This is a genomic window from Brasilonema sp. UFV-L1, from assembly GCF_012912105.1.
Classification (GTDB): domain Bacteria; phylum Cyanobacteriota; class Cyanobacteriia; order Cyanobacteriales; family Nostocaceae; genus Brasilonema.
In genome coordinates, this window is the sequence record NZ_QMEA01000005.1 from 92,023 (window position 1) to 116,081 (window position 24,059).

Annotated in this window: 10 protein-coding genes and 1 CRISPR repeat array (1 of these 11 running past the window's edge); of the genes, 8 read left to right on the top strand and 2 right to left on the bottom strand. The window is 40.5% G+C overall.

Annotated elements, in window-relative coordinates; genetic code table 11:
- Positions 1-625: 625 nt before the first annotated feature.
- The 8 genes from DP117_RS02960 to DP117_RS02995 all read left to right on the top strand — a co-directional run bounded on the left by DP117_RS02960 (position 626) and on the right by DP117_RS02995 (position 20,451).
- Positions 626-1,987 (top strand): ParB N-terminal domain-containing protein, encoded by a 1,362-nt coding sequence (locus DP117_RS02960; protein ID WP_169216844.1) that lies wholly within the window; start codon positions 626-628, stop codon positions 1,985-1,987.
- Between the two features lie 884 nt (positions 1,988-2,871).
- Positions 2,872-3,159 carry a hypothetical protein gene (locus DP117_RS02965; RefSeq protein ID WP_169216845.1) on the top strand — a complete coding sequence of 96 codons (288 nt, stop codon included), beginning with the start codon at positions 2,872-2,874 and terminating at the stop codon, positions 3,157-3,159.
- A gap of 405 nt (positions 3,160-3,564) precedes the next feature.
- Positions 3,565-9,099 carry a type I polyketide synthase gene (locus DP117_RS02970; protein ID WP_169216846.1) on the top strand — a complete coding sequence of 1,845 codons (5,535 nt, stop codon included), beginning with the start codon at positions 3,565-3,567 and terminating at the stop codon, positions 9,097-9,099.
- A gap of 115 nt (positions 9,100-9,214) precedes the next feature.
- The gene (locus DP117_RS02975) at positions 9,215-9,745 is read left to right on the top strand and encodes a carboxypeptidase-like regulatory domain-containing protein (RefSeq protein WP_169216847.1); all 531 of its coding nucleotides are present in this window, start codon (positions 9,215-9,217) and stop codon (positions 9,743-9,745) included.
- A gap of 54 nt (positions 9,746-9,799) precedes the next feature.
- Positions 9,800-11,551 carry an SDR family NAD(P)-dependent oxidoreductase gene (locus DP117_RS02980; RefSeq protein ID WP_169216848.1) on the top strand — a complete coding sequence of 584 codons (1,752 nt, stop codon included), beginning with the start codon at positions 9,800-9,802 and terminating at the stop codon, positions 11,549-11,551.
- Between the two features lie 427 nt (positions 11,552-11,978).
- Positions 11,979-16,823, top strand: a complete 4,845-nt coding sequence (locus DP117_RS02985; RefSeq protein ID WP_169216849.1) for a PfaB family protein — start codon at positions 11,979-11,981, stop codon at positions 16,821-16,823.
- A gap of 348 nt (positions 16,824-17,171) precedes the next feature.
- A complete protein-coding gene (locus DP117_RS02990; protein WP_169216850.1) occupies positions 17,172-18,839 on the top strand; it encodes a PfaD family polyunsaturated fatty acid/polyketide biosynthesis protein in 1,668 nt (555 codons plus the stop codon).
- 94 nt (positions 18,840-18,933) lie between these two features.
- Positions 18,934-20,451: a thioester reductase domain-containing protein gene (locus tag DP117_RS02995; protein WP_169216851.1), complete on the top strand. Its 1,518-nt coding sequence runs from the start codon at positions 18,934-18,936 to the stop codon at positions 20,449-20,451.
- Between the two features lie 514 nt (positions 20,452-20,965).
- Here the strand turns inward: DP117_RS02995 and hetI are convergent.
- Positions 20,966-21,685: a 4'-phosphopantetheinyl transferase HetI gene (gene hetI, locus DP117_RS03000; RefSeq protein WP_169216852.1), complete on the bottom strand. Its 720-nt coding sequence runs from the start codon at positions 21,683-21,685 to the stop codon at positions 20,966-20,968.
- A 782-nt stretch (positions 21,686-22,467) separates the two neighbouring features.
- Entirely contained in the window at positions 22,468-23,220 is a 753-nt protein-coding gene (locus DP117_RS03005) for a phycobilisome rod-core linker polypeptide (protein ID WP_169216853.1), read from the bottom strand.
- Between the two features lie 458 nt (positions 23,221-23,678).
- Positions 23,679-24,059: a CRISPR direct-repeat array (repeat unit 36 nt; unit sequence CCCTACCGATTGGGTTAAATCGGATTAGTTGGAAAC); it runs 832 nt beyond the window's last position.

Genomic DNA, 24,059 nt, shown 5'->3' on the forward strand with positions numbered 1-24,059 from the left:
ATTTTTTAGGGGACAAATGCGTGACTTATTTTCAATTTGAAAGAACAAAAGTTAGAAAAAATGTTGTTGCAGAAACTACAAATAAATAAAAACTTAATTTGTCTTTTTGCGACGGCGTTGACTTTTTGTTTTTTAACTTCTCTGATTCGCCCTCAGACAGATAATTCAAAGACTAAACAGGGAACTTTCTGATCTGGTTCGCCCTCAGACAAATAATTCAAAGACTAAACAGGGAACTTTCTGACGGTGATTTACTTCCGTAATTTTAAGTCAGTCAGTAGAATCATCAAAAGGATAAAGATTTCATAACTCAGAACTTGCACCATTACGATTAAATCACTCATTTAATGGACACGCGGCTATCAGCGTTGGGACTTACAGTTATAGGCAGATCCAAAAAAATAAATCAAAGCGCCTTATTTCACGTTTTGGAGGAATCAGTGAAGTTCATGACTCACCGAATAATTTATACTTCATTCTTTAGATGGCTCGTAGCAGAGTCAGGAGACATAAAATATTTTCATCAGAATTATTATGAAATTTCTGTTTTTGATAGTACTTATGAAATAAACTAGCGATATCTTATTGTTAGTGTTCTCGCTGACAACACTAAAGAGCAGCAATTATGCCTATAAAGTCAGTATCCATAGACCAAATTAAAATTGGTCCTAACCGCCGTTCAATCAACGGCGACAAGGTTGAAGAGTTGAAAGAATCAATTCAGGCTAACGGTCTATTGAACCCGATCACAGTAGACCGAAAACTGAACTTGATTGCTGGACTACACCGTCTGACAGCTTGTCGGCTACTTGGTTTAGAAAAAATCCAGTGTCATGTTGTTGATTACGAGGATGCTGATCAAGCTCGTCTGGCGGAGATTGACGAGAATTTTATCCGCAATGAGTTAAAACCTCTAGAGCGAGCAGAAATGCTATTGGAACGCCAGAAAATTTTGGACAGACTCGGACTCATGGCGAAAGCAGGAGATAACCAGCATACCCTGAAAACAGGTCGTGAAACGATTTCACCACCTCCCAAGACGAATTTAGAGTTTGCCAAAGAAGTTGGATACAGTGAGCGTAGCTTGCAGCACGATAAGCAGATAGCCAAAGATATTCACCCAGAAGTCAAACAAAAAATTAAAGGTACGCCCATCGCCGATGTCAAAACGGAATTGCTCAGGATAGCTAGAGCAGGGAGTAAAGAACGCGCCTTAGCAGAACAGGCGGAACAGGCTCTGGAGTTAGCTCAAGCTCAAACAGACAAACAACTTGCCCAACAGCAAGCTAAAATTGCCGAGCAATGGCGGCTGAGACAACAAGAAGCTCAGTTGCAAGCCTTTAAAATTGCTATGGCAAAAAGAGAAGCTAAGTTGGCTGCAAAGAAAGCTCAGCCTCTGGTTGAGCAGCATCAAGCAAGGAAATCAACAGTTGTGCAAGGCAAGAAGCCTTGGGTTAACGTTGGTGACGAATGGATGCTCAATCAACAACATCTTGTCTATTGTGGAGATACTGATAGTCAACAATTCATGAACTTGCTTCCTGGTAATGCGGCTCTGGCGATCGCCACTCTTTCCCCAACTTGGAATCATGATTACTTAGTAGATGAAGCTCGAGTTGTCGCCGTAGTACGCTCCGAAGGCAACATTTATAACTTTTGTAGTCGCACTCGCATGCCATTTCAATACGAATTAGTACTTGGTAATTTGTATGTAGGTATTTTTTCCCGCCAATCCATATCCAAGCCACAAATACCAATTCATATAGAAGGAGTTGAGGGAATAGTCGTTTACTTACTAAACATGTATACAAATCCAAATAATTTTGTCATTGCTCCATTTATGGGACACGGTGAAATCCTGATTGCTTGTGAAAAGATGGGACGTACTTGTTTTATTGGAGGTGAAAATCTAGAATTGGTCAGTCGCGGAATCATACGGTGGCAAGAGTGGAGTGGAAAGCAAGCAGAAAAAATAGGATCATCTTAACTATAAAATTAATTTGCTCAGATTTTGCACTCTTCTCAACAAACCTAGGGTGGGCACTCTACAACAACCCACCTGTGTTCTATCCAAGTGAAAACTACTGTAATTACCATGTTTTTAGAAAAAACACTGATATTTATTCAGTTAATGTATGTATAGCAATCCTATTTGAGTTGTAAAAATATCGAACCGCCAAGACAAGCCAGTGCGTTGGGCGGCTCCGCCGACTTGAAGCACCTGGCGTGCCAAGAACGCCAAGAAAAGAGAGAAGAGAGAATTTTACAAATGATTTAGGATTGCTATATTTGTCAAATAAGTGTGAATTGACAAAGAAATATACTTATTTTTTGATGCTCACAAATTTTATCTGATAACCTTAATCAATAACTTAACAAGTCACTAAACAATAGTAAACACTTATACTTTTTTATTTTTTTAAAAAGTTTATATCTGCCAAGAATCTATTTTTTTCTAAAAGTGCTAAAAACGAACCATTTAATTTCCATCGTTTATGCTAATGTTTTTATTAATTATCATACTTTCCAGGTAGCTAAGCATATTATTGAGTGAATTGAAAGTAAAAAAACTAAAATTAATTTGCTTGCTATCACTTGATGATAATTAATTCTTGTAAGAATTGCTGCACTCAGTAGTCAGAAGCCTTAATTTGTAAGGATTTGAGCATGATTTGTATATTCAATCATCAAATGTTCTCCTGATTCTTTAACTATTCTGATTCCTGAATGTTGACTTTTGAATTCTTACCAATTATTGGTTTATTTTTTTCATTATTTCAGGTTGAGAGGGGTGTTTTTTCGGTAACGGATTTGTCAAACTTGGTTTGTCAAAGTTCATAGAATATATTATCTTGAATGTTGAAATAGATCATGGCATTTATCAAGATACAGAACGTTGTCATTAACACCAGCTACGTTGCCGCAGTTAAACTCAATCATCAAACTAGCTCTGGAGAAAAAAGCGTTTCTGTGCTCATAGCGACTCCCCAGTTCTCATTGTCTCAATGGGAAACAATTTCTCAAAATCCTCAGAATCACTTGTCTTCTGAATGGATGGAATTTACTGGTCCAGCAGCTAACGCGCTGCAGGATTATTTTACAAGTTTCAATAATGTCATCGATCTACTACCACAACATGAGGAATCAGGCATTGTATAGTCTGTTTAGCAAAAATTGCTGTGACATTGCCAGAATCTCCTAAAACGCTGAGGGCATTAACTCATCAGGTTGTATCTCTTAAGCTATCACGCATATAAGAATGCATACAGCTAGGGGCTAAACCAATTGCTAACACTGATTTTCTTGATTCATTTTGTCAGCGCAAAGCGCCCCGTCAGGTACATGCAGCGTACTCGTGCTACAGGCATAGGGCATACTTTGAACAAGCGAATGTGTTAGCAGCGAAGGCAGGCAGCAAATTTCTTATGCAGTGTTGGTTTGAACAGAATCTTTTACTGTTTGCAGATAGGATAGCTGCTTCAAATAGGAAATAGTCCTTTTTTAACTCGCCACATAAATTACTGCAGCCACACTCAACGCTACTCACAGCGGAGTCTATATTCTATGTCTGCTTATTCAATTGATACTTCCTTGGCAGAATTGTCAGCCCAGATCAACAACATTGAAAAGTCTGTGTATAGGTTTATTGAGGAGAAGAAAATGATGTCTGGTAAATCCTTATCAGTGAACCAAATTAATAGAACTTTACAAAATAATCCTATAGCCATCATTGGTATGGCTTCTCTTTTTGCAAAATCTAGAAATTTACGAGAGTATTGGCAAAACATTATTCATAAAATTGACGGTATTACTGATGTTCCCTCGACACACTGGAACATAGAAGAATATTATGACCCTAATCCTAGAACACCAGAGGAAAAAACTTACTGCAAAAGAGGTGGGTTTATTCCATATGTTGATTTTAACCCAATGGAATTTGGAATTCCGCCCAGCATCTTGGAAGTGACAGATGTCGCCCAACTCTTAAGTTTAGTCATTGCAAAAGAAGCAATGGAAGATGCAGGTTATGACACAAGCCGCGAGTTTAATCGCGAGACTATTGGGGTGATTTTAGGCGTAGCAGGAAGCCAATTGGGATTGCCACTTGCCTCTAGATTACAATATCCCGTTTGGGAAAAGGTGCTTAAAAGTAGCGGTTTATCGGATGAGGATACACAAAAAATTATCAAGAAAATCAAAAGCGCTTACGTCAACTGGGATGAGAATGCTTTCCCTGGAATGTTAGGTAACGTTGTCGCTGGCAGAATTGCTAACCGTTTAAATTTAGGCGGAATAAACTGTGTTGTTGATGCTGCTTGTGCCAGTTCATTAGCTGCTCTAAAAATGGCAATTAGTGAACTCGTAGAACATCGCTGCGACATGATGATAACTGGTGGAGTTGATACTGACAACACCATCATGGCGTATATGTGTTTCAGCAAAACACCTGCTGTTTCTCCTAGCGATAATGTCAAACCTTTCGACGCCAAGTCAGACGGGATGATGCTGGGTGAAGGTGTTGGTATGGTTGTCCTTAAGCGCCTAGAAGACGCTGTACGAGACAACGATAAAATTTACGCAGTCATCAAAGGAATTGGAACCTCCAGCGATGGACGATATAAAAGCATTTACGCACCGCGACAAGAAGGACAAGTTAAAGCCTTACAGCGTGCTTATGAGGATGCAGGCTTTTCACCTGAAACTGTTAGCTTAATTGAGGCACACGGTACAGGTACAATGGCTGGTGACCCCACAGAATTTGCATCTTTAAGAGAATTTTTCGGGGAAAAATCACACAAGCAGTACATTGCACTTGGTAGTGTGAAATCTCAAATTGGACACACGAAAGCTGCTGCGGGTGCTGCAAGCTTAATCAAAACTGCTTTAGCGCTACACCACAAAATACTACCGCCCACAATTAACGTTACTCAACCCAACCCCAAACTCAATATTCAAAACTCGCCATTTTACTTAAATACCGAAACAAGACCCTGGATTCGTGCTGAAGGGGAAGCGCCAAGACGTGCGGGTATCAGTTCTTTTGGTTTTGGCGGTACTAACTATCACGTTGTCTTGGAAGAATACGAAGCAGAACAAGAACGTGCTTACCGTATACACAACACTCCTAGTGAAGTGCTGCTGTTTGCTCAAACTCCTGCACAATTATTGGTAAAGTGTGAAGAGATTTTAGGGAAGTTGCAATCTGAGGAAGGTAACAAAAATTATGTGGAGCTTGTGGAGGAGTGTAAATCAAAAGACATTCCTTTGAACGCTGCTAGAGTCGGGTTTGTTGCAACTTCTTGTGAGTCGGCTTGCAAATTGCTGCAAATCAGTATTGAGTTACTCAAAACTAGAGCGTCAGACTCCTCGTGGGAACATCCCCAAGGAATTTACTACCGCTGTTCTGGTCTTGAGTTGAGTGGGAAAGTCGTCGCTTTGTTTTCTGGACAAGGTTCTCAATACTTAAATATGGGTCGGGAATTGGTGATGAATTTCCCCACCCTACGGCGTCTTTTGGGCTACATGGATAGCCTTTTGCTCAAAGATAATTTGCAGCCGCTGTCAGAAATCGTTTTTCCCCATCCTGTGTTTGAGGAAGTGGAAAAAAATGCCCAAATTGTTGCACTACAGCGCACAGAATATGCTCAACCAGCAATTGGGATGTTGAGCGCAGGGTTATATAAAATATTGCAACAAGCTGGGTTTAAGGCAGATTTTGTTGCAGGGCATAGTTTTGGTGAACTCACAGCTTTGTGGGCTGCGGGTGTTTTGAGTGAAGAAGATTACTGCTTCTTGGTGAAAGCTAGAGGACAAGCAATGGCGGCTCCCCAAGATCCTGATTATGATGCAGGAGCTATGCTGGCTGTGAAAGAAGAAGTCGGTAAAGTAGAAGCAGTTCTCAAGCATTTCCCTCGGGTGACAATTGCGAACCTCAATTCTCCCCGTCAAGTGGTGTTGGCTGGACCTGCAGTGGAAATAGCGAAAGTGCGCCAGGCTCTACAAGAACAAGGATATACAGCCGTTTTGTTACCTGTGTCAGCCGCTTTCCATACACAATTGATTGCTTTTGCTCAGAAAGCTTTTGCTCAAGCTATTAAGAGTATTAGTTTTCAAAATCCGAAAATACCTGTCTACACCAATGTGACAGGAAAACAGTACCCCAAAGAAGCTACAGATATTCAAAGAATTCTGGAAACTCACCTCTCTAATGCAGTGCTGTTTAAGCAGGAAATTGAAAATATTTATGCGGAGGGTGGTTCTTGCTTTGTTGAGTTTGGTCCGAAGAAAATTCTCACAGGTTTGGTGAAAGAAATTTTAGGCGATCGCCCTCACTTAACTGTCGCCTTAAACCCTAGCAGCCAAAAAGATAGCGATCGCTCTCTAAGAGAAGCTGTTGTCCAGTTACGTGTCGCTGGCTTGTCTTTGAAAAACCTCGACCCCTACCAACTACCGCAGCCCATACCCGCAACAGAGAAAAGCAAGGGATTGAACGTGCGTTTAAATGGTATCAACTACGTGTCAGAAAAAACAAAAATGGCATTTGAGCAAGCTTTGCAGGATGGACACAAAGTGAAATTACCTGAAAGCACATCTAACAATAACGCTCATATTGATTCCAAGTCACTCTCAGCGACACTCACCACCATCACCGCCACTCCCACAGTAACAGTTGCAGAGACTAACGGACACACAAATAAATCTGTACTTCCTGTTGTTAACGAGAAGATAGAAGACAAACAAACGAACGGAAAAGGAAACACAGACACAAAGACGCAGGGACACAGCGAAGTTCTCCCCATCTCCCCATCTCCCCAACTCATTCCACAGCCGACAATGCAAACAAATCCAGATACACCCGTAAATCACCAACAAGTTTTAGCAAGCTTAGAATACGTTCTGACACAATTTCAGCAAAACCAAAGCGAGAGTTTACAAGTTCACGGACATTATCTTAACCATCAGATGGAATATGCCAAAACCTTTTTCCAACTGATGCAGCAACAAAATTCTTTGTTTGCTAACAGCAAATCTTCAGACGAAGCTGCAAAGCTGAAGCCAGTTCTCATGGAAAGTTTAGAGCGTAGTATGATCCAGTTTCACGCTCAACAAGGTGAAACTCTACGCGTTCACGAGCAGTATCTTAACACTCAGGTAGAATACACCAAAAACTTTTTCCAACTCATACAGCAAGAATACTCACAGATTGTTGGTAGTAAATTAGCAATAACTCAACCGATAGTTTCCCTTGACGAAACAACAGCTGCAAATAAAAAACGTGAACGTCTGATTGCTTTAGATACAACAACCAAACAAGACAGCCCAGTTCCTCCCAGTCCCCAAATACAAACAACTGAAGAACAGCCTATAGTCAACAACATGGATGCAATTGTGCATCCAGTTGTAGAAGTTAGCACTCAAACGCAAATACCTAAAGCAACAGATTTTGTGAGTGCGAATGAGTTCTCAGTCAGTTCCACAAATAACTTATCCGTCACATCTGTTACCCCATCCGTTGTCCCCCTCCCCATTTCTTCACCTGTAGTCACTGAAACTGTAACAGTCAGCAAAGAAACTGCTCCCACACATTCTCCTACAACGTCTTCTGGTGTAAGCATTGATTTAACTGATTTGGATAAAAACCTGTTAGCAATCATCAGTGACAAAACAGGTTACCCAGTAGAAATGTTAGATGTAAACATGGATATGGAGGCAGACTTAGGCATTGACTCCATCAAGCGTGTGGAAATCTTGGGAACAATGCAGGAAATGTACCCAGACTTGCCTAAACCAAATGTGGAAGAACTGGGAGAACTACGTACCATCGGTCAAATTGTCGAATATCTGCAATCTAGCGCTTCTCCAATTGCTGCGAAATCTATTGCTGTAGAAACTGCGATTTCCATACAAGAAGACGCAAGAATACAGGAGGAAGTGAAGATCGAAAATTCTTCTGTCACCTTCACCGAAGACACGACGCAAACACCTCAACTCCCCATCTCCTCCGCTATCCTAGTTAACGAACTAGTTACTGAAAATGTCCCAGCAAGTGAAGAAGCAGAAGCAGCAGATATAGATTTGACAGACTTGGGTCAAACCTTGTTAGCAATTACGAGTGAAAAGACAGGTTACCCAGTAGAAATGTTGGATTTGAGCATGGATATGGAGGCGGATTTAGGGATTGACTCTATTAAGCGTGTGGAAATCTTGGGGACAATGCAAGAAATGTACCCCAACTTACCCAAACCGAATGTAGAAGAACTGGGAGAACTGCGTACTATCGGTCAAATTGTAGAGTATCTGCAAAAGTTAGTTGGTACGGAAAAAAAAAAGTCTCTGAACAAGTCCTCCAACCCATCGGGTAACTTAAACAACAGTATCTTGCGTCGTCAAGTCAAACTGAAAACTCTGCCTCAACCAGATTTCTTAGATTTCACCTTACCAGAGGGACACATTGGTTTACTCACTGATGATGGCTCCCTCACTACTTCCAAACTGGCTCAACTTCTCACTGAACAAGGTTGGAAAATCGTTATTCTCAGTTTCCCTCTATCACTTGTTCCACAACACTCACCTTTACCCCCAGGAGTCAATCGTGTTAATCTCGTTGACTTAAGTGAGGAACATCTGCAACAACAATTAGCCACCATCTCCACTCAATATGGTCCGATTGGTGCTTTCATTCATCTCAATCCGTTATTTGAAGTTACTTGTAACGGCAAAATTCCTTATCTTGAAGAGGAAAAAGCAATTGTCAAGCACGTCTTTTTGATGGCGAAACATCTGAAAAAACTTCTTAATGAAGCCACACATTATGGACGTAGTTGTTTTTCCACTGTTACTCGTCTTGATGGAGCTTTTGGGTTAGGACAAAATGTTAACTTTGGTCCTATCAGTGCTGGTTTATTTGGATTAACGAAGACTCTCAACTGGGAATGGGAACAAGTTTTTTGCCGAGCAATTGATTTAAGTCCTCACATTGATGCAGAAGAGTCAGCACGACACATTATTGCTGAGCTACATGATCCCAATCGTTATATTACTGAAGTTGCTTACGGTTCACACGGACGAGTCACTCTGATTAGTACTCCCGAAATTTAACTAGATAAGAAAAAGAAAGAGTGTGAGAGTGAAGGAAAAGAGTTATTAAGCATTAACTTTTCCCTCCTTCCCTCTCTCCCTCTCTCCCTCTCTCCTTCTCTCTTCACCTGAAACTATGCCCAATTATCAAGAAATTCATTATCTTGGTCGCGTTATTGATAGAGAAAAACAAGCTCCTATAAGTGGAGCTAAAATTTCAATTCATTTGTTAGGTTCTTCACGTGTTGTCTATAGTGACTTGGAAGGAATTTATAATTTTGAAGTCCCGTTTGGTGATCACAGTGTTCGTGAAGGAGAAATAACGATAGAAGCCAAGGGTTATAAAACATATCGTTCTTTCATTAGATTACTGCCTGATGACACAGATATAGGTGATATTAGACTTGTAGATTCTCATGATCAAGAGGCGGAAAGTAGTGAGAATTTAATAACAATTATAGCAACTATCGTGATAGTATTAGCTTTGATTGTAGCTGCACTAAATTTGCCTACGCCTCAAGAAACGCCGCCTCTAGAAACACCAGACAATCGCATTAACCTTCAAAAACCATTTCATCTCTCCAGCAAGTTAGTTTTGAAATTTTTACATTCATCAGTTTTTTCTAAAAAGCATGCACATGAAATAGCCTCTTTGTTTGAAGAGTAAAAGAGGTTGAACTTCAATATTTATGAACAAAAAGACAAAGTAGACGGGGAATTTATGACAATCACAACTAAAATTCGTCCCACATCAGTTTTTCTCGTTAGTGGTGGTGCAAAAGGAATTACCGCTAAGTGTACTATCAAATTGGCACAGCACTATCCTTGCAAATTTATTCTCATAGGTCGTTCAGAACTCATAGACACAGAACCAGATTGGGCTAAAGATTGTTTTGACGAACCAGTTTTAAAAAAACGCATTATGGAATATCTTGTCTCCTTGGGAGAGAAGCCCATTCCTATGAACGTACAAAAACTGTATAACAAAGTCATCTCTCATCGAGAAATCAAACAGACTTTAGAAGCAATTCAACAAGTCGGAGGTTATGCAGAATATTTGAGCGTTGATGTCACTAATACAGATGAATTAAAACAGAAAATTGCTGCTGTCATTGAGCGTACTGGACCGATTAATGGCATCATACACGGCGCGGGGAATTTAGCAGATAAATTGATTGAAAAGAAAACAGAACAGGATTTTGAGAAGGTTTATACTGCCAAAGTGAAAGGTTTGGAAAATCTTTTATCTTGTATTAAACCCAGTCAACTAGAATATTTGGTTTTGTTTTCTTCTGTCACAGGCTTTTACGGTAATATTGGTCAGACAGACTATGCGATCGCCAACGAAATTCTCAACAAATCAGCGCATCTGGTCAAACAACGCTACCCCGAATGTCATGTCGTAGCTATTAATTGGGGCGGCTGGGATAGCGGTATGATGACACCACAATTGAAAAAAGAGTTTGCCCGACGGGGTATTGATATTCTCCCTGTTGAAGTTGGGACACAAATGCTCATCAACGAACTGCATCCTGCTAATCAGCAAACAGCACAAGTTGTCATTGGTAGTCCTCTTTTTCCTCCTCCTGCACCACTAAACCCCAAACTGCAAACCTACCGTATTCGTCGCCAACTCTCACTTGAGGCCAATCCCTTTTTACTCGACCATGTGATTGCTGGTAAACCAGTTTTACCAGCGACTTGTGCAGTATCATGGATTGTTGATTCTTGTGCAGAACTTTATCCTGGTTATAAATTTTTCAGTTGTACAGATTTCAAAGTTCTCAAGGGAATTACTTTCAATGAAAATCAAGCAAGTGAATATGTCCTAGACCTACAAGAAATTGCGAAAAATGATGCTCAAGAAATCATCTTCCAAGCAAAAATCTGGAAGATAAATCCTGACAAGAAAATTAATTATCATTTCAGCATTGCTCAGGTGAAACTCGTGCGAGAACTCGCCGTTCCTCCCACTCATGAATTCTTGAATATCGCAGAAGATAACATCATTACTATGACTGGTAATGATTTCTATCAAACAGAAAAATCATCAATAGTTCCCTTATTTCATGGAACTTCTTTTCAAGAACTTAGAAGGGTTTTAAACATTAGCCCCGAAAAAATTACCACTGAATGCGTTTTGAATGAAATCACAGATAAACAACAAGGACAGTTCCCTGTCAGGTTTGTCAACCCTTATGCAATTGACTTGAGTACCCATACCCTCTGGATTTGGCTACAGCATTTTCATCAAGAAGTTTGCTTGCCCGCAAGTATTCAAACATATGAGCAGTTCACGCAAATTCCATGCAATACACCTTTTTATGTCTCTTGCGAAGTGAAAACGAAGACAGCAAGTAGCATTATTTCCGATCTCATCATACACGATAGGCAAGGGCGAGTCCATTCACGTATGTTGGGAGCTAAGGGGACTATTATACCAAGTCAATCTGTCTTAGGAACCAAGTTGTAAACTGTCTGATATCTTGTACTCTTCTCAACAAGATTTAAAAAACCGGGTTTATAAACGGAAAATTAAGGTTTAACTAGTGTCGTCATTCTCAAGAAACCCGGTTTTTGACAAGAGTGCAAAATATAAGCTGTAAAACATCTAGTTTGCATGTGTTTTGGCTGATGAGGAGACCCCCTCCGGGGGAATTCAAAATTCAAAATTCAAAATTCAAAAAAAAGATTCTTTAATTTTGAATTTTGAATTAGATCCTTCGCTAGCCCCTTTGGGGGCCGGAGCTAACGCGATAGATCCTGCGCGATTTTGAATTTGAGCGCAGCGAGTGGGGAGAGGAATTGAGCTTTTTAAGAGACAATCCAAAATATGCAAATTAAATGTGGAACAGCTGACAACAGATATTTTTTCATCATTCAGAATAAGGAAATAAGCCGTGGAAAAGATTGCAATCATTGGATTCTCATGCCTCTTTCCTGATGCCAAAAATCCTGATGATTTTTGGCATAATCTTATCCAGCAGAAAGACTCAACTTCATCAGTCACTGCTGAAGAAATAGGAGTAGACCCACAACTTTTTTACGACAAAGTAAAAGGTAAATCAGAAAAAATCTATTCTTTGAAGGGAGCGTTTATTCGCAACTTTCAGTTTGATGCAAATGGATATAAGCTACCAGCAGACTTTTTACACAGTTTAGATAATACTTTTAAATGGTCGCTTGATGTTGCCAAAAAAGCTTTGCAACATAGTGGTTATTTGGAGAATGAAGCTGTTCTCTCAAAATGCGGAGTCATATTAGGCACTCTCTCATGGCCTACTCAATTCTCCAATCAATTATTCGCCTCCATCTATCAGCAGGTACTAACACCTGCGGTTAGAGAACTTTTGCAGTGTGAGGAATTCGATTTAGCTTCCTTGAAATCATCTGTGGAAGCCTCAATTTACAACGCAATGGTTTCCGGTTTGCCAGCTGCTGTGATCGCGCAAGCCTTTTCTCTATCTAATATTCATTTATGCATTGATGCAGCCTGTTCTTCACCATTGTATGCGACTAAGCTTGCATCTCATTATTTATGGACGCACAAAGCAGATTTGATGTTAGCAGGAGGAATTAGTTCTTCTGATCCTCTGTTTTCACGAATGTTGTTTTCTGGTATTCAAGGATATCCAGAAGACGGTGACATTAGTCGTCCTTTAGATAAGTCTTCTAAAGGACTCATGACTGCAGACGGTGCTGGGATGGTTGTGCTGAAACGATATAGCGATGCACTTAGAGATGGCGATCGCATTTATGCCACTATCTCTGGTACTGGACTCTCCAACGATGGTCGAGGGAAACACTTACTTAGTCCCAATTCTAAAGGACAAATTCTCGCCTTTGAACGCGCTTATCAAGAAGCACAAATCAGTCCAAAAGATATTGATTACATGGAGTGTCATGCAACTGGCACATTACTGGGAGATACAACTGAATTTAATTCAATAGAAACCTTTTTTGGTCAGTATCAAGCAACTCCTCTCGTCGGTTCAGCCAAAGCTAACGTTGGTCATTTGCTAGTTGCAGCTGGTTCAGTAAGCTTGATTAAAGTACTTTTAAGTATGTCCAAAGGTGTCATTCCACCGACAATTCATGTAACTGACCCCATAGGATGCGAAAACAACGTTATTTCACCTCAAAGAATTGTTAGAAGTACCACCCAGTGGCCAGAAAAAGCACCAGTCAAACGGGCTGCTATCAGTGCATTTGGTTTTGGTGGAACTAACGCCCACATGATTTTGGAACAAGGAACCGTAGGAGAAGATAGGGGAGTAGGGGAAGTAAGGGGAGTAGGGGAAGAAAATACTTATATATTTTCCTCCACTTTCTCCACTCCCTCATCCCAACCTTTGCAACCAGCCAAAATTGCCATTGTAGGTATGGATGCTTTTTTTGGTTCTTGTCATGAATTAGATGCTTTTGACCGCAGCATTTACGATGGAACGCAGCATTTTATACCTCTTCCACCAGATAGATGGCACGGCTTAGAAGAGCAACAAGATTTACTCCAGAAATACAGTTTACCAAACGGTAAAGCACCAGTAGGAGCATATATTCAGGATTTAGAAATCGATACCTTATCCTATAAAATACCTCCGAATGAACTGTCTAAACTGAATCCGCAACAACTCTTACTTCTGAAAGTCGCAGATCGCGCCTTAAAAGATGCGAAGATTAAAGAAGGTGCAAATGTTGCAGTTATCATCGCTGCAGAGACAGAGTTTTCTGTTCATCAGTTACAGCAGAGATGGAATCTGTCTTGGCAGATTAAAGAAGGCTTGAGTGCTGGGGAAATTTCTTTACCAGAACAAAAGATTGCTGAACTAGAAACCATTGTCAAAGATGCAATTCACCATCCAGTGGAAACCGGCGAATATGTGAGTTACATCTCCAACATCATGGCGAGTCGAGTTTCTTCGTTGTGGGATTTCACAGGTCCAACATTTACTATTACAGCTGGAGAGAATTCCACATTCAAGGTGTTGGAAATCGCACAAATGCTACTAACTGCTGGGGAAGTCGATGCTGTGCTTGTGGGTGCTGTTGATTTAGCTGGCGGGATAGAAAACATCTTGCTGCGAAGTTCTTTAGCACAAATCAATACAGGAGTCAATACCCTGAGTTACGACCAAAAGGCGAATGGCTGGACGGTTGGTGAGGGTGCGGGAGCAGTTGTTCTGAAGCGCCAAGATACGGCAAAAAAAGAAGGCGATCGCATTTATGCAGTCGTCGATGCCATTAGTTTCGCACAACAGCATTCTACATCCAATGACTTGCACAATCGGCTAACAAAACCTGATGCAGCAGTCGTCAACTCTGTCTGTCAACAAGCTTTTCAAGTTGCAGGTATCAAACCCACAGACATAGAATACTTAGAAGTTTGTGGTAGCGGTATTCCCCAAGAAGATGAAGCAGAAATCAAAGGTTTAGTTCAGGCTTATCCTTCAGATAAAAATGGTCTCAACTGTGCGATCGGCAGTGTCAAAGCAAACATCGGTCACACATATGTCGCATCAGGAATTGCCAGCCTAATTAAAACGGCTCTTTGTCTGTATCATAGATATATTCCCGCAACTCCCAAATGGTCTGGTGTTAAAAACCAAGAGATTTGGCAGGGTAGTTCTTTCTATGTCGCCCCAGAATCAAGACCTTGGTTTTTAAGCAAAGAAGCTAAAAAGCGAGTTGCCGCAATTAATAGTATGGCAATAGATGGGACATATGCTCACGTCATTTTGTCAGAAGAACCAGAGCAAGTACAGCGCCACAGCAAGTATTTGGAACAAACACCATTATATCTGTTCCCGATTACAGGTCAGAATCGCTCCGATTTACTAGACAAGATTAACGCTCTCAAAACAACCATTGAAAATTGTACTTCTTTAAATGTTGCAGCCAGCCAAACTTTTGCTGTTTTTAAAAAACATGTTGAGTCAAATTATGCGCTTGCAATTTTGGGACGCAACAAAAACGAATTAGCAAGAGAAATTGAAGCTGCTTTGAAAGGTGTGAATAATGCCTTTGAAGGGGGGGAAGATTGGCAAACACCAACTGGTAGTTATTTCACAGCTAAACCCTTAGGAAAAAAGGGTGGTGTCGCATACGTTTATCCAGCTGCTGTCAATTCTTATCTTGGCATTAGTCGCAATCTCTTTCGCTTATTTCCTAGAGTTCACGATGACTTAGCAATCAAAAGTCTTTTTAGTGTTGTCGCTGACATTGCAAAGCTTGTCTTTCCGAGAAGCTTGAATAAACTATCAACTAGACAAATAGAAACTCTGGAACAGGAATTTCTGAATAATTCCTTGGCAATTTTTGAAACTGACATGGGGCTTGCCAGACTCCTGACGACAATTATTCGAGATGATTTTCAAGTCAAGCCAAAATATGTGTTTGGCTATAGCTTAGGCGAGACAAGCATGATGTCTTCGATGGGAGTATGGAGTAACTTTAGCCAAGGAGTTAATGCTTTTCACGCATCTGGTTTATTTGGAGACAGAATATCTGGATCGAAAAACGCCGTACGCGAATATTGGGAATTACCATCAGCACAACAATCACCAGACGATGATTTCTGGAGTACCTATCTTTTGATGGCGAGTCCATCCCAAGTTCAAGAATGCCTCAAAAATGAAAATCGAGTTTATTTAACTCAAATCAATACACCAGAAGAAGTTTTAATTGCTGGTGACACAGCCGCCTGTCAGCGAGTCATAAAAACTTTGGGTTGCAATGCTTTTCGCGCTCCCTTCAACCATACAATCCATTGTGAACCGATGCGTTCAGAGTATGAGGAAATACTGAGAATTAATACCTTACCTTCTCACAATATTTCTGACATTGCATTTTACTCTGCGGCTGATTATAAACCCATCACACTAGATAGTCATGTCATCGCTCATAGTCTTGCAAAAAACTTGTGTCAACAGCTTGATTTTCCTCGCTTAGTAAACCGAGTTTATGAAGATGGGGCAAGAATTTTTATTGAAGCAGGTTCTGGTAATATCTGCTCTCGATGGATTGATAAAATCCTAGAGAAAAAAGACCATATGACTGTATCTCTTAATAGAAGAGGTATAGATGACCATACTTCTATTATCAGAGCATTAGCAAAACTCTTCAGTCATCAAGTTTCTTTAGATTTGTCACCACTTTACACTCAGACAACAGAAACATTGAATCAACGAAAACCAACTGTCAAAACTTTCAAATTGGGTAAAAACAGAATTACGAACAACATATTGACTGACGAAAATCGTAAACTGTTCCAAGATTTAGTTACCAAAAAACTTGTTCATCTTGTTAGTCATCAACCTCAGAACATTCCTCACTCTACAAATGTTGAACTCGCAAATTCTTACAATGACTCAACGAGTATCCACGATGGTAGCAATCACTCCCGTAATATTACCCGAACAACACCAATGCAAGAAGAAGAAAACGTGAAAAATACCGTGAATAACAGTTTTGAGCCGAAAGAACCGTTACAATCTGGTGAGTTAACTCAAACTCAAGAAATCATTTCTCAATCTGTTATTCATCCAATCATCACCACCCAAAAACTTAACACCTCAACACTGAGACTGAACTTAAATCAATCTCAGTACGAAAAATTCAGCACCAACAATTCTAAAATTCATAAAGCTCACGCTAGCTTCTTACAATCCCGCCAAGAATTTAGCCATCAAATCAGTGAAATGATTCAATTACAAATAGCTTGCGCTGAAAACTTACTCAATCAGTAGATTTCTTGCAAAACTTGTTCATTTTGCACTCTTATTTGAGTCTAATGCGCCCCCTTTTGCAAAACAAAATAATAGACTTCTTGCACTCATTCGTTTTCTTGGTGTTCTTCTTTGTACCTTTGCGTTTTCTCTCTTCCCACTAAAAGATTAGTGATGTTTTCCTGCTATCTTTCCTCTGTTTTCTCTCTTGCCTCCTGCGGTTTTTTAATTAAGTAATCTACCCTACAAAAACGCAAGCGCGGCGAACAGACAGGACAGGAATTTGCGTGATCAAGAAGTCTGTTTTCCTGTTTTTCCTACCCTTCACCTTCCTCTATCCTCCATCAAAAATTAAAGGGAATCGCCACTGTGAAAATTGAAGATGCAGCACTTGGTCAATACAATAACGGTCTTAACTTTTTTGGTAACTCCTTTAATCACAATCAAGTTTGGAAAGGTTCTTTAGATTGTGTCGCTTTTGAACAATCAGCCATCAAAGATAAATTGCAAAGTTTAAATAAACCTTGTTACATCATAAGAGTAGCAGGAAAAATTGGTGTCACCAACGAGGGTTATTCTTGTCCTATTGATAATGGGAAAACAGGACAAGTAGAATTGTTAATGGCAACTCCACCCATGCCAACACATCATTTAGGGGACCCTAGTTTTCTTACTTCTCATGGTGTAAAATACGCTTATGCAACTGGTGCAATGGCTGGTGGTATAGCATCTGAAAAGATGGTCATTGCACTTGGAAAAGAGAAAATTTTGAGCTCTTTTGGTGCTGGTGGTTTAAGTTCAGACCGTCTTGAAGCAGCTATTAACTGTATTCAACAAGCTTTACCTCAAGGTCCTTACGCTTTTAATCTCATTCATAGTCCTAATGAACCTGCTATTGAACGCCGTGCTGTGGACTTATACCTAAAATATGGCGTCAGAACCGTAGAAGCCTCAGCATTTTTAGATTTGACTCCCAATATTGTCTATTATCGTGCGGCTGGACTAGGCGTAAACGCAGCCAATCAAATTGAAATCAAAAACAAAGTCATTGCTAAAATTTCTCGTCGAGAAGTCGCTAGCAAATTTCTCCAACCAGCGCCTCTAAAAATTCTGAAAGAACTTGTTGAAAAAGGACTTATTAGTGAGTTACAAGCAAATCTTGCGGCTCAACTTCCCATTGCTGATGATATCACAGTAGAAGCTGATTCTGGTGGACATACAGACAATCGTCCTTTAGTTTGTCTTCTGCCTTCTATCTTGGCATTAAAAAATGAAATTCAGGAAAAATATCGTTACTCAACACCTATTAGAGTTGGAGTCGCTGGAGGAATTGGGACACCACAATCAGCAATAGCCGGTTTTATGATGGGTGCTGCTTATATCGTCACTGGTTCTGTTAATCAGTCTTGTGTTGAAGCTGGAACTTGTGAATACACCAAGCAATTGTTAGCACAAGCAGAAATGGCTGACATGATGATGGCCCCAGCCGCTGATATGTTTGAAATGGGAGTTAAACTTCAAGTTTTAAAAAGAGGAACTATGTTCCCTCTGCGAGCACAGAAACTGTATGAAATATACAGAAATTATAACTCGATTGAAGATATTCCTATTGAAGAAAGGGAAAAATTAGAAAAACAGATTTTTCGTAAGAGTCTTGCTCAGATATGGGAAGAAACTGCAACCTATTTATCCAAGAAAAATCCTGAGAAATTAGGGAAAGCAATCAACAATCCCAAAATGAAAATGGCAGCCATTTTTCGTTGGTATTTAGGATTATCTTCTCGCTGGTCTAGTTCTGGAGAAAAGGGTCGAGAAGTCGATTATCAAATTTGGTGTGGTCCAGTGATGGGTAGTTTTAATGACTGGGTTCGCAATTCTTATTTAGCTGAGCCAAAAAATCGTCGAGTGGTTGATGTTGCTCATCATATCATGACAGGAGCAGCATTTTTATACCGCATTCAAAGTTTAAAACTTCAAGGTTTGCAAATTTCGGATGACTACTGTCAGTATCATCCAGGTTCTTCAACTATCTTCTAAAAGCCTCAATTTGAGAGGTTGAAACAACCTAGTTTTTATCAGAAACTGGGTTGTTAAAAAATCGCAGTCTATTATTTTAGAGGTGTGTAAATTCATGGCTTCAAAACAGTCTTATACAGCAGAAGAAATTCAAGCATGCCTGGTATCTATTCTTGCTGACGCACTTCATATTGCACCTGATGAAATTAATGTACAAGATTCATTAGAGAGCTACGGTTTGAACTCAGCTCAAGCTATGCTTTTGGTTACTAAAGCAGAGAAAATGCTGGGATTTGAAGTTTCTCCAATGCTGCTGTGGCATTACCCAAATATTGAAGCACTTTCAGAGCGTTTAGCTGAAGAATCACAAGATTTAGAGCCACAAGTTGAAGACAGAGTGACACCTCGAAAAAATTCTTCTGTTTTTAAAACGACGACGCTCGATTTGAGTGCAGAAGCTGTTTTAGACTCGAATATCCGTCCTTCATCGAGTTATAAATTTACTAGTACACTAAATAATGTCTTCTTAACTGGAGGAACAGGCTTTTTAGGGGCTTTCCTAATTGATGAATTACTACGGACGACTCCTGCAGATATCTACTGTTTAGTACGTGCTGCAACTTCTGAAGAAGGTAAGCAGAAGCTGAAGAAAAATTTGCAACAATATTTACTTTGGAAAGAAGAGTTCAGCCCCAGAATTATCGCTATTCCTGGAGATTTATCTCAGCCTTACTTAGGTATTAGCACTGAAGGCTTTGAAATGTTGGCAGCGAATCTTGACGCTGTGTATCACAGTGCTGCTATGTTGAATTATGTCTATCCTTACTCAGCACTCAAAACTGCTAATGTTCTAGGAACGCAGGAAGTGATACGTTTGGCAAGTGCAATTAAAGCCAAACCTCTACATTACGTCTCCAGTGTTGCTGTTTTTGAATCACCTGCTTATGCTGGCAAAGTCGTCAAAGAACAGGATAGCTTTGACCATTGGGAAGGGATTTATCTTGGTTATTCTCAGACGAAGTGGGTTGCTGAAAAGTTAGTGAAAATTGCTGGCGATCGCGGACTTCCCATTACCATCCACAGGCCACCATTAATATCAGGGCACAGTCAAACAGGTATATCTAACACCCATGATTTTACCAACTTAATGATCAAGGGTTGTCTTGAGATGGGATGTTTTCCAGACGTGGATTATATGCTAGATATGTCTCCTGTGGACTATGTGAGTCAGGCGATCGCCTATTTATCAAGACAGCAAGGATCCATAGGCAAAGCTTTTCACTTGCAACATCCTGAACCTATTTCCTTGAAGATGTTAGTTGACTGGATGCGCTCTTTTGGTTTTCCAATTCAATTAATTCCTTATGATGAGTGGCAAACAATGTTAATCAAAAATGTCACTTCACAGGAAAATCCTTTATATACACTGCGACCATTCTTGCTTGAAAGGTGGTCTCAAGAAGGACTAACAATTCCAGATTTGTACTTGCAAGCTAAAAGACCAACTATCAGCTGTCAAGAGACTCTTAAAGCACTTGCTGGAAGCTCTATTGTCTGTCCACCAATTGACTCTAAATTGCTTATGACATACTCTTCTTACTTGATTACGAGCGGTTTCTTGAAGGTTGCATAAAAGTCAAGAAGTTATTTAACAGTACACAGTGAAGGAGTCAGGAGTCAGGAGTCAGGAGTCAGGAGCGGAGCAAGGAAAGCTCCGCCTCCGGTCAGAAGTCGGAAGTCGAAAAACTCAATTCTTTATTTCTTCCTTGGTGAATACTGAATTCAGAATTGCTGTTAGCGTAGCGGGGCGTTTGCGCAGCGCCCCCTAAGGGGGCTAGCCCATTCTTCTTCAAACTGATAACTGATACCTGAATCACTGATTGCTGATTTAATTAATAAGTTGGGTTGAGGTAGATGCCAAACCCAACATTTTTTTTGTTTACACAAAGAGGCAAAGACGTAAAGTTCTTCTGAGCATCTTTGCATGTCAACAGTGGACAGTACACAGTTATCAGTTATCAAATTGTTGTTCATTGATAACTGATAACTGGTTTCACAAAAACTATTTGAAAATTGCCAAATCTTGCTATTAACAATGTTAGTAACACTGCCATCTTCATGAAATGGCAATGTCTATTAGCTGCGTATCAATACTGCCAGCACTTCAAATTCAAACCATAACCTTCTACCGCAATAGCTGCAACAGAATTGTTATCAGGTACAAGCTCTAACAGGCTCCAATGTTGCTCTGTTTTTAGCTTTGCTGGTTGTCCTAGAGTCAGAGAAACCTCTATTTGCTCTAGCTGAGCAAGTCCAACTCCAGTTGCTTTTAAATATGCTTCTTTGCAAGTCCAGTAGCGAAAAAACACCTGTTGCATTTGATGGGGAGGAAGCCCAGATATGACTGCATATTCCCCTGGTGAAAAGTATCGTTTCGCAAGGGCGAGAACGTCCGAAATCGGGCGGATGTACTCTAAGTCTACTCCCACAAGGCGATCGCAACTCACTGCACACAGAGCTAACCCTTGAGAATGAGTCAAGTTAAACCAGAGTTTACTATTAGCAAGTGTATCTGCTAACACTGGTTTGCCAGAAGCTTCATAACAGAACTGCAACTGTTGCGGTTCTACATTCAAATAGCGACCTAATATCGTTCGCAGTATACCCCGACCTGCAATAAAACGCTGCCGATGGAGTTCTTTATAGAACCGCTTTGCCCGACAAACTTCGTCGCCCGAGAGGGTTGCACTCAAATGTTGCAACTGTGTTTCTGGTCTGTCAAGGTCAATTCGCCAGACATGAACTTCATCCTGCAACAAAGTTAAATCTGCCGATGCAGGTAGCCACAAATGATGATTAACAGTCATTGAATCACGCAGTAATAGTCAGCTAATGCCTGAATTTAGATACTTACATTTCGAGAGGACTGGTGCTCACAGCGTATCTTGCCGCTGTAAACTATCGTCCTCCACCTATTGTCCGGTAATTTATCACTCCCGCGACAAGATGTAGAGGAGCACAGCGTATTGCGCACAGCTTAATCGCAAAGCGACGAGCACGTCTCCAGTCGCGCAGGGTGTCCCAAACAGACTCACGCAAGCACCTACCTGCATGACTTAGGAGATCGCAGCTGCCACGATGTGTGGATTTATCCTGTTTTCCCCTCGTCTGGGTTTTTTGATGAAAGAAAACCCTAATCTCACACTCAAATCAAATTCAAAGGGTTTTGTCGCTTTTTCCAAGAGATAAGAAGAAAAAGTACATTGTCAAAAATCAGTTTTGTTTTTTGACTTTCCCGTTATTATACAACTTTATGAGCTTATCCTAATAGTTTTCTGGTAACCGATTCTGAACTATTTTTAGAGTTTTTCTGTTTTGTGATCAAGTGTGGTGAAATATGCCCGAACTATGAAAACACGCCTTCCTGATAAGGAACCTGAAAAAACACTATTATCATTCTGACGTCAAGTCTTCTTTACTTTTTGTAATAAAAATATGATTTTTCTTTAAAATTAAGGAGCCAGAAGAACTTAAGATTCAATTAAGGCATTTTTTGAACCCAAGCGCTTAAATTCCGGCTCCTTTATTTTTGAGTATTTTCGAGTATTGCAGTCAAATTGTCGCGTGCTGAGTAAACGACCAGCTATAATTACCGCCGGCGATAAGGCACTGCGTTCATGTAATCAATGTTTTGAGGTGAGATCCGTTGCGGAGGATTGCCTGCTGCATTCACGCTCTGAGCCATCGACGCAAACAGCGCTGGATCACCTGCCTTAGCTTGCTTGTCGGGTGGAGTGTAGCGACGCACAATCGTTTGCCAGATAATTTGTGGGAAGCCAAGTTTCGCACGATAGTATTCGTTGTAGCGTGGAGACTTGATATTGAAGGGCAATTCGCTGCTTCCGGAAGGCAGAACCCGACGACGCTGGTAAGGAACGATGCTGTCACCAAAGTTCTCTAGGTACTCGTCACTGTTAAGCAAGTCATTGACGAAGCCAGCACGACCCTTGGTTGCTACCACAATTGACCAAGCAATTTTTTCTCGTTCGCTGTAAACATCACGTCCCAAAATCTTTTGAACGCAATGCTCAACAAAGCGGTAGTTGCTGTTGAGGTTATAGAAGCTATTGGTGAAGGTATTGGACAGGGTCAATCCACGAATAAATTCACGGACGGTGATCTGTCCACTACGTAGCTGCGATTCTAAGAAGGGTTCGCGATCAGACTTAAAAGCATGAAAAAAGATTTGACGGTAAGCTGCCTCGATCAAATTATCTAAGTCAGTACTAGAAAGCAGGTTGTCGGTTGAGAAAATTCTGGGCTGTTCATCACCCGGAACTTCGTAGCCAGCAACACGATTATTTTGAGATAAAGGTGCATACTCTAGCAGCGGAATAGCCACGTTTAAAAAACTCCCTTCTTACGGAAACTTTACAAATATCCCTGATCATAAGGGTAAAACGGACTACAGTTCTCAGCTTTCTGATAAAATATTACAGTCCTTAACATTAAGATAAAACCTGAAACTATAAGGCTTCCATCTGATGGACGTTACATCACTTTGGCACATTTTGTCTAGATCTATCTTCGATTTGTAGATCAGCTTGCCTGAGATAACCGAGAATTTAGGTAGCTTTAAGCAGGATTTCCATAACGGATTTTAACGCGGTTCGCGTTCATCGACACACCTCTGGAAATCCCCGAAAGCCTATATTTTTCGTCAAGGTGTGTCGATTGATTACAGGGAGCGGGTTTGAGGCATGTGGTTTGGTCAATTTTTCTTGAGGATCTATAATGATTTAACAGGTGTGTCGATTTGGCGGCTAGAATCCTTACTGGGTAAAGGCTCCTAGACGAACTCCCTACCGATTGGGTTAAATCGGATTAGTTGGAAACGCCGCTCCTAGCCAAAACCATAACTGGTTATTTGGCCCTACCGATTGGGTTAAATCGGATTAGTTGGAAACGTCATTCCTAGAGTTCTCTCCAAAATTCCGTCTGGACCAAACACCCTACCGATTGGGTTAAATCGGATTAGTTGGAAACAAAAGAGAAAGAGGAGACAACAGCGAAAGAAGCGGCACCCTACCGATTGGGTTAAATCGGATTAGTTGGAAACTTTACTACTACCGCTACCACTTATTTCAATTGGTGGTTCCCTACCGATTGGGTTAAATCGGATTAGTTGGAAACATCAGGGTTTAGCGACAGCAGGACGAACAGTCTCCCCTACCGATTGGG